Source organism: Methylibium sp. T29-B (assembly GCF_000576225.1).
GTDB classification, from domain to species: domain Bacteria; phylum Pseudomonadota; class Gammaproteobacteria; order Burkholderiales; family Burkholderiaceae_C; genus Methylibium; species Methylibium petroleiphilum.
In genome coordinates this window covers 1-8661 of the sequence record NZ_AZSN01000148.1, presented here as the reverse complement: position 1 = coordinate 8661, position 8661 = coordinate 1, and the positions used below count along the sequence as shown (strand labels likewise).

Sequence of the window (8661 nt, the reverse complement as noted above, 5' to 3'; positions counted from 1 at the left end):
CTTCGTTCCGAGGAGCGGCTGGGGCGCGGCGCGGTGCCGACGCTGTCGCTGGCCGCGAACACGCTGCTGACGCGCACGGAGGCGGTGGGCCGCGGCGGCTGGCTGCGCATGGCCCAGGTGCAGCGCCTGGCGACGGCGCTGATCGCGGCCTTCAACGTCAAGGCCGGCGGGCCGAAGGCGGCCGCGAAGAGCCTGTCGGGCGGCAACCTGCAGAAGTTCATCGTCGGCCGCGAGATCGACGCGAAGCCCAGGCTGCTGATCGTCTCGCAGCCGACCTGGGGCGTGGACGTCGGCGCGGCGGCGCAGATCCGCGGCGCGCTCCTGAAGCTGCGCGACGAGGGCTGCGCGGTGCTGGTGGTCAGCGAGGAGCTCGACGAGCTGTTCGAGATCAGCGACCGCCTGCTCGTCATCGCCCAAGGCCGCGTCAGCCCGAGCGTGCCGACGATGCGCACGACGGTCGAGATGATCGGCGAGTGGATGAGCGGCCTGTGGCCGAAGGCCGCGGCTAGCGAGGCGCTGCGCCATGCTTAAGCTCGAGGCCCGGGCCCAGCCCTCGCAGGCGATGGCGCTCGCCTCGCCGCTGATCGCGCTGGCGCTCACGGTGCTGCTGGCCGCACTGCTGTTCGCCGCGCTCGGCAAGGACCCGCTGAAGGGCCTGGGCATCTTCTTCGTCGAGCCGCTGAACGGCCTGCGCTCGGTGTCGGAGGTGCTGCTGAAGGCCACGCCGCTGATCCTGTGCGCGCTGGGCCTCGCGGTCTGCTACCGCTCGAACGTCTGGAACATCGGTGCCGAGGGACAGTTCCTGCTCGGCGCCATCGCCGGGGGCGGCGTCGCGCTGTGGCTCACCAACCTGGGTGTCAGCGGCGTGCGGGGCCTGTACTCGCCGCTGGTGCTGCTGGCCGGCGTGCTGGGCGGCATGGCCTGGGCCGCTCTCACCGCGCTGCTGCGCGACCGCTTCAACGCCAGCGAGATCCTGGTCAGCCTGATGCTCGTCTACGTCGCCCAGCAGTTGCTGAACTACCTGGTGTTCGTGCCCTGGAAGGACCCCGGCGGTTTCAACTTCCCGCAGACGAAGACCTTCGACGCGTCGACCTGGCTGCCGACCTGTTGCCGGGATCGCGGCTGCACTGGGGTTTCGTGCTGGCGCTGGTGATGGTGGTGCTGTTCTGGGTCTTCCTGTTCCGCTCCTGGCGCGGCTACCAGCTGCAGGTCGGTGGTCTGGCACCGGCGGCGGCGCGCTATGCCGGCTTCTCGGCGCGCGCCTCGCTGTGGACCGCGCTGCTGATGTCGGGCGGCATGGCCGGCCTGGCCGGTGCGATGGAGGCGGCCGGGCCGCTGCGCCAGCTCACGCCGCATGTTTCAACCGGCTATGGCTTCACCGCGATCATCGTCTGCTTCGTCGGCCGCCTGCACCCGCTGGGCATCGTGTTCTCCGGCGTGCTGCTGTCGATGCTGCTGATCGGCGGCGAGCTCGGCCAGTCGCGCCTGGGCTTGCCCAATGCACTGACCGGCGTGTTCCAGGGCCTGCTGCTGTTCCTGCTGCTGGCCTGCGACACGCTGATCCATTACCGGGTCCGGCGGCGCAGGCCCGCCGCCGCGGCGACCGCGAGGGCGGCGGTGTGAACGAAGCCGCGCTGCTGATCGCCGCCACGCTGGCCTCGGGGACGCCGCTGGCCATTGCCGGGCTGGGCCTGCTGCTCAACGAGAAGGCCGGCGTGCTGAACCTCGGCGCCGAAGGGATGATGCTGGTCGCCGCGATCGCCGGCTTCGCCGCGGCGCTGGTCACCGGCAGCGACACGCTGGCCTTCGCGGCCGGCGCGCTGGCCGGCATGGCGATGGCGGCGCTGTTCGCGCTGCTCGTGATCGGCCTCAACACCAACCAGTACGCCACCGGCCTGGCGCTGAGCCTGTTCGGTGCCGGCTTCTCGGCCTTCGTCGGCGTCGACCTGGTGGGCAAGAAGCTGGCCGACCGCGCGCCGTTCGAGGTTCCGCTGCTGGCCGACATCCCCTTCTTCGGTCCGGCGCTGTTCCGCCAGCATCCGATGGTCTACCTGGCGATCGCCGCGGTGCTCGGGCTGAGCTGGTTCCTGTACCGCAGCCGCGCCGGACTGGTGCTGCGCGCGGTCGGCGAGTCGCCCGAGTCCGCCCATGCGCTCGGCTACCCGGTGCGCACGATCCGCTTCGCGGCGGTGGTGGCCGGCGGCGCGCTGTGCGGCGTGGCCGGTGCCTTCCTGTCGGTGGTGTACGCGCCTCTGTGGGTCGAGGGTCTGGTGGCCGGGCGCGGCTGGATCGCGCTGGCGCTCACCACCTTCGCCACCTGGCGACCGGCACGTGTCTTGCTCGGTGCCTACCTGTTCGGCGGCGTGACGATGCTGCAGTTCGCGCTGCAGGGCGCGGGCGTGGAGGTGTCGAGCCAGCTGCTGTCGATGCTGCCCTACATCGCCACGATCGTCGTGCTCGCCCTCATCTCGCGCAACCCGCTGTGGATCCGCATCAACATGCCGGCCTCGCTCGGCAAGCCCTTCCATCCCGGCTCGTGAGCGCCCGCGGCGCGCCGGTCCGACCTTTCATCGCACAGGAGAAGCTTCCATGAACGTTCCGAGCACGCGCCGCGCGCTGCTGACCCGCCTGGCGGCGCTGTCGTCCCTCGCGGCCGCCGCGGCCCTGGTGGGCTGCGGCAAGAAGGACGAGCCGGCGCCGGCCCCCGCGCCGGCGGCGGCCACCGCCCCGGCTCCGGCTGCCGAGCCGCTGAAGGCGGCCTGGGTCTACGTGGGCCCGGTCGGCGACGCCGGCTGGACCTACGCCCACGACCAGGGTCGCAAGGCGGTGGAGGCCGAGTACGGCGACAAGGTCAAGACAAGCTTCGTCGAGAAGGTGCCCGAGGGCGCCGATGCCGAGCGCGTGATCCGCGACCTGGCTGCCCAGGGCAACAAGATCATCTTCGCCACCTCGTTCGGCTACATGGAGCCGATGCTGAAGGTCGCGGCCGAGTTCCCGGACGTGAAGTTCGAGCACGCCACCGGCTACAAGACCGCGCCGAACATGCGCATCTACGACGCCAAGTTCTACGAGGACGCCTACGCGGCCGGCGTCATCGCCGGCAGCATGAGCAAGAGCGGCACGATCGGCTTCGTCGGCTCCTTCCCCATCCCCGAGGTGCTGCGCAACATCAATGCCTACACGCTGGGCGCGCAGAGCGTGAACCCGAAGATCAAGACCAAGGTGGTGTGGGTCAGCACCTGGTTCGACCCGCCGAAGGAAGGCGAGGCCGCGCAGTCGCTGATCAACGGCGGCGCCGACGTGCTGCTGCAGAACACCGACTCCTCCGCGGTGCTGCAGACCGCCGAGAAGAACGGCAAGTACGCCTTCGGCTGGGACAGCGACATGAGCGCCTTCGCGCCCAAGGCCCACCTGGCGAGCTGCATCGTCGACTGGGGCGGCTACTACAAGAAGGCGGTCAAGGACGTGATCGACGGCAGCTGGAAGACCGAGCGCACCGTGTGGGGCGTCAAGGAAGGCCAGAACGACCTCGTCAAAGTGGCCGACGTGGTGCCCGAGGCCACGAAGAAGAAGATCGACGAGATCAAGGCCGGCATGAAGGCCGGCAGCTTCGAGGTCTTCACCGGGCCGCTGCTTTCCAACGACGGCAAGGAACTGCTCGCCCAGGGCGTGGCGGCCGACCAGGCCTGGAAGGACAAGATCGACTTCTACGTGAAGGGCGTCGAGGGCAAGATACCGTCGGCCAAGTAGGCGGGGCGCGCCCCGCGGACCGGATCGCCGCGCCGCGTGCGGCTTCGGCAGGCGGGAGCGAGGGAGTGCGATGAACGACGAACATCGCGGGTGGCACCCGGTGGCGACGGCCACCGACCTGGGCGCCGGTCCGCTGGCGGCGACGCTGTTCGGCGCGGAATTGGTGCTGTGGCGCGACGAGGCCGGCACACCGCACGCGCTGGCCGACCGCTGCCCGCACCGCGGTACGCGGCTCTCGCTCGGGGCGGTGCGCGTCGTCGACGGCCGGGCGCAGCTCGAGTGCCCGTACCACGGCTGGCGCTTCGACGGCGCCGGGCGCTGCCTGCACATCCCGGCGCAACCGGCCTTCACGCCGGCCACCGGCCATGCGGCGCAGGGCCATCCGCTGCGCGAGGCGCACGGCCTGCTGTGGGTGTCGTTCGACGGCGCGACCAGCGCGCTGCCGGACCCGGGCCCGGTGCCCGGGCGGGCGGTGGTCTGCGGCCCCTACGACGTGGCGACCTCGGCGCCGCGCGTGGTCGAGAATTTCCTCGACACCTCGCACTTCGCCTTCGTGCACGAGGGCTGGCTCGGCGACCGCGGCCACACCGAGGTGCCGGCCTACGAGGTGCTGCTGCGCGCCGACGGCGCGCCCGGCGTGCCGCACTACCGTGCGTGGCAGCCTCAGGCCAGTGCGCACTCGGTGGGCGGGGCCTGGATCGAATACCGCTACCAGGTGCTGTCGCCCTGCAGCGCCGTGCTGGTCAAGCAGGCCGGCGGCGATGCGCCGGCCCCGCGCGAGGCCTATGCGCTGTGGGTGGCGCCGCTGGAGCCCGAGCGCAGCCGCGTCTGGTTCACGCTGTACACCAGCGATCCGGTGACGCCGGATGCGACACTGCGCGCGTTCCAGCACACCATCTTCACCCAGGACCAGCCGGTGCTCGAGTCGCAACGGCCACGCAGGCTGCCGCTGTCGGGCGGCGAGGCGCACTGTGCGGCCGACCGGCTGAGCGCGGCCTACCGCCGCTACCTGCAGGCGCAGGGCATCACCTACGGAGTCTGCTGATGACGTCGAGCGCTCCCGCTGCGCCCTTCGACCCGGCCCGCATCGGTCGCGAGGCACTGCCGGGCCTGCTGCGCAGCATGCCCAAGGCCGAGCTGCACATCCACATCGAGGGCTCGCTCGAGCCGGAGCTGATCTTCGCGCTGGCCGGCCGCAATGGCGTCACCCTGCCGTATGCCAGCGTCGACGCGCTGCGCGCGGCCTATGCGTTCGCCGACCTGCAGAGCTTCCTCGACATCTACTACGCCGGCGCCAGCGTGCTGCTGGAGGAGGCCGACTTCTTCGACATGGCCATGGCCTACTTCCGCCGTGCCGCCGCGGACCGCGTGGTCCACGCCGAGCTGTTCTTCGACCCACAGACGCACACCGAGCGCGGCGTGCCGATCCAGACGGTGATCCGGGGACTGGCTCGCGCCCGTGCGACCGCACGGCTGGAACTGGGCGTGAGCAGCGAGCTGATCCTGTGCTTCCTGCGTCATCTCAGCGAGGACGCGGCTTTCCAGACGCTGGAGCAGGCGCTGCCGCACCGCGAGCACTTTGTCGGTGTCGGCCTCGACAGCAGTGAGCGCGGCCATCCGCCGGAGAAGTTCGCACGGGTGTTCGCGCGCTGCCGCGAGCTCGGCCTGCGCCTGGTGGCGCATGCCGGCGAGGAGGGGCCACCCGCCTATGTGTGGAGCGCGCTCGATGTGCTGAAGGTCGAGCGCATCGACCACGGCGTGCGCAGCCTCGAGGACCCGGCATTGGTGGCGCGTCTGGCCGCCGAGCACATGCCGCTGACGGTGTGCCCGTTGTCGAACGTGAAGCTGCGCGTGTTCGACACGATGGCGCGGCATCCGCTCGCGGCGATGCTCGATGCCGGCCTGTGCGCCACCGTCAATTCCGACGACCCGGCCTATTTCGGCGGCTACCTGAACCAGAACTTCATCGAGACCTTCGAGGCGCTGCCGGTACTGGGCGCTGCGCAGGCCTACCGGCTGGCCCGCAACAGCTTCGTGGCCAGCTTCGCGAGCGCCGAGCAGAAGGCGCGGTGGTGCGATGCGCTCGATGCGCATTTCGCGGGGGCGTGAAGGAAGAAGCCGGGTGTCGAGTGTTGGCGCGGGCGCCGCGCCGGGCCGCTGTGTTGCGTTCGTGTCCCCCGGCGTCGGCCTGATCGGCCGCCGCCTCCTCCTCTACCTCACTCCACACAGCGGCCCGTCACGGCGCTTCGATACACCGCGGTGTGCCTGGGTGAAGGCCTTCGAGCACCACGGTGATGTGTGCTGACCGGGACGTCGGGTGAATGGCGGAGTGAGGTAGAGGAGGAGGGAACGGCCGTGAGGCCGGCACCGGGGGACACGAATGCAGGCGTTCACCCGGCGGCCCGGTCGGCATCGCTCGATCCAAGCCAGCAACTCCCAACAAGCCCGCCGCAAAGCCCCGCGCGGCACTTGCAGCGGTTGCTGCGCTACCGTGCAACTCTTGCCGAATTGCTTCCGCTGCACCTGTCGCACCGATGAACGCACCCGCTCCGACCCCGCCGACCCTGTGGACCCTGGCACGCCGGCAGCTCGCGCGCGACTTCCGCGCCGGTGAACTGCGTCTGCTGATCGTCGCGGTGATGCTGGCGGTCGCCGCGCTCACCGCGGTCGGCTTCTTCGCCGACCGGCTGAACCAGGGCCTGGCGCGCGACGCGCGTTCGCTGCTCGGTGGCGACGCCATCGTCGCGAGCGACCAGCCGGCGCCGTCGGGTCTGACCGATCGGGCCCGTGCCGACGGGCTGGTGGTGGCCCACACCGTGAGCTTTCCCAGCATGGGCCGCGCGCCCGACGCGCAGGGCGGGGCTTCGCGCCTGGTGGCCGTCAAGGCGGCCAGCGACGGCTATCCGCTGCGCGGCCAGCTGAAGATCGCCGATGCGCCCGGCGCGCCCGAGCGACGCGCCACGGGCGTGCCGGCCCCCGGCAGCGTGTGGGTCGACGCGGCCATCCTCGACTCGCTGAACCTGAAGCCCGGCGATCCGCTGCTGCTCGGCGACGCCAGTCTCACGATCGCGGCGGTCATCACGCTCGAGCCCGACCGCGGCGCCGGCTTCATGAGCTTCGCGCCGCGTGCGCTGCTCAACATCGCCGACCTGCCGGCCACCGGCCTGGTGCAGCCGGCCAGCCGCGTGACCTACCGGCTGGCGCTGGCCGGGCAGGGGCCGGGCGGCGACGCGGCGGTGCGCCGCTACGTGGCGTGGGCCGAGGCCGAGGCCAAGGCGCTGGGCTGGCGCGGGCTGCGCATCGAGTCGCTCGACAGCGGTCGCCCGGAGATGCGCCAGACGCTGGACCGCGCCGCCAAGTTCCTGAACCTCGTCGCGCTGCTGGCCGCGCTGCTGGCCGCGGTGGCGGTGGGCATCGCCGCACGTGACTTCGCCGGCCGCCACCTCGACGATTGCGCCATGCTGCGCGTCTTGGGCCAGCCGCAGCGTCGCATCGCCGGGGCCTATACCGTGGAGTTCGCGGTGGTGGGGCTGATCGCCAGCGCGCTGGGCGTGCTGCTCGGCCTGGCGGTGCACTTCGTGTTCGTCGCGCTGCTGGCCGGGCTGGTGGATTCGGCGCTGCCGGCGCCCAGCGTGTGGCCGGCGTTGTTCGGCCTGGGCGTGGGGCTCACGCTGCTGCTCGGCTTCGGGCTGCCGCCGGTGCTGCAGCTCGCGCAGGTGCCGCCGCTGCGCGTGATCCGGCGCGACCTGGGCGAACTGCGGCCGGCGTCGGTCGGCGTGCTGCTGGCCGGCTTTGCGGGCTTCTCGGCGCTGCTGTTGGCGGTGGCCTCGGACCTGAGGCTCGGCCTCATCACGGTGGGCGGATTCGCGCTCGCGATCGCGGTGTTCGCGCTGTTGTCGTGGCTGGCCGTGCAGGCGTTGCGGCGCGCGGTGCCGTCGTCGGCCGCCGGTGCGCCGCGCTGGCTGGTGCTGGCGACGCGCCAGGTCGCGGCGCGGCCCGGTTTCGCGGTGCTGCAGGTCAGCGCGCTGAGTGTCGGTCTGCTGGCGCTGGTGCTGCTGGTGCTGCTGCGCACCGACCTGATCAGCAGCTGGCGCCAGGCCACGCCGCCCGATGCGCCGAACCGCTTCGTCATCAACGTTCAGCCCGAGCAGGGCGAGGCCTTCCAGCGGCAGCTGCGTGACGCCGGCGTGAAGACCTACGATTGGTATCCGATGATCCGCGGCCGGCTGGTCGCGGTGAACGGCAAGCCGGTCAAGCCCGAGGACTACGCCGAGGACCGCGCGCAGCGCCTCGTGGAGCGCGAGTTCAACCTCAGCCACGACGCGCGGCTGCCGGGCCACAACCAGGTCGTCGCGGGGCGCTGGACGGCCGACGAGGCCGGCGCGATCAGCGTCGAGGAAGGGCTGGCGGCGACGCTGGGCGTGAAGCTCGGCGACACGCTGCGCTTCGACATCGCCGGCGTGCAGCAGGACGGCCGCATCACCAGCCTGCGCAAGGTCGACTGGGGCTCGATGCGGGTGAATTTCTTCGTGCTGTTCCCGACCGCCAACCTGCCCGAGGAGCTGCCGGCCACCTACATCGCGGCGTTCCGCGCACCGCCGGCCCAGCCGGGCGCGCCGGGCTTCGACAACGCGCTGTCGCGGGCCTTCCCGAACATCACGAACGTCGACGTGTCGGCGTCGATCGCCCAGGTGCAGCGCGTGCTCGACCAGGTGATCCGCGCGGTCGAGTTCCTGTTCGGCTTCACGCTCGCGACCGGCCTGGTGGTGCTGTTCGCCGCAGTCACCGCGACGCGCGAACAGCGTGCCCGCGAGTTCGCGGTGATGCGGGCGCTCGGTGCCGGCGGCGCGCTGCTGGCGCGCGTGCAGCGCGCCGACTGCTGGGAGTGGGCGCGCTGGCCGGCGTGCTGGC

General features: G+C 71.7%; 4 protein-coding genes and 3 pseudogenes. All 7 read left to right on the top strand.

The window, feature by feature from the left end; genetic code table 11:
* Window positions 1-531 (top strand): annotated as a pseudogene (locus tag Y694_RS17580) (ABC transporter ATP-binding protein); the annotation flags it as partial.
* Window positions 524-1623: pseudogene (locus tag Y694_RS17575) on the top strand (ABC transporter permease). The pseudogenes Y694_RS17580 and Y694_RS17575, both read left to right, overlap by 8 nt.
* On the top strand, window positions 1620-2540 hold the full coding sequence (locus Y694_RS17570) for an ABC transporter permease (protein WP_036234862.1): 921 nt from the start codon (window positions 1620-1622) through the stop codon (window positions 2538-2540). Before Y694_RS17575 ends, Y694_RS17570 begins: the two are co-directional and overlap by 4 nt.
* Before the next feature lie 49 nt (window positions 2541-2589).
* Window positions 2590-3750 carry a BMP family ABC transporter substrate-binding protein gene (locus Y694_RS17565; RefSeq protein WP_036234861.1) on the top strand — a complete coding sequence of 387 codons (1161 nt, stop codon included), beginning with the start codon at window positions 2590-2592 and terminating at the stop codon, window positions 3748-3750.
* A 70-nt stretch (window positions 3751-3820) separates the two neighbouring features.
* The gene (locus tag Y694_RS17560) at window positions 3821-4795 is read left to right on the top strand and encodes an aromatic ring-hydroxylating dioxygenase subunit alpha (protein WP_036234860.1); all 975 of its coding nucleotides are present in this window, start codon (window positions 3821-3823) and stop codon (window positions 4793-4795) included.
* Window positions 4795-5859 carry an adenosine deaminase gene (locus Y694_RS17555; protein ID WP_036234859.1) on the top strand — a complete coding sequence of 355 codons (1065 nt, stop codon included), beginning with the start codon at window positions 4795-4797 and terminating at the stop codon, window positions 5857-5859. The genes Y694_RS17560 and Y694_RS17555 overlap by 1 nt, the downstream gene beginning before the upstream one ends.
* A gap of 425 nt (window positions 5860-6284) precedes the next feature.
* Window positions 6285-8661, top strand: a pseudogene (locus tag Y694_RS17550) (ABC transporter permease); the annotation flags it as partial.

Excerpts from the sequence above, each read along its gene's own strand:
- Y694_RS17555 (WP_036234859.1), top strand. The coding sequence starts at position 4,795 with ATGACGTCGAGCGCTCCCGCTGCGCCCTTCGACCCGGCCCGCATCGGT.
- Y694_RS17565 (WP_036234861.1), top strand. The coding sequence starts at position 2,590 with ATGAACGTTCCGAGCACGCGCCGCGCGCTGCTGACCCGCCTGGCGGCG.
- Y694_RS17560 (WP_036234860.1), top strand. The coding sequence starts at position 3,821 with ATGAACGACGAACATCGCGGGTGGCACCCGGTGGCGACGGCCACCGAC.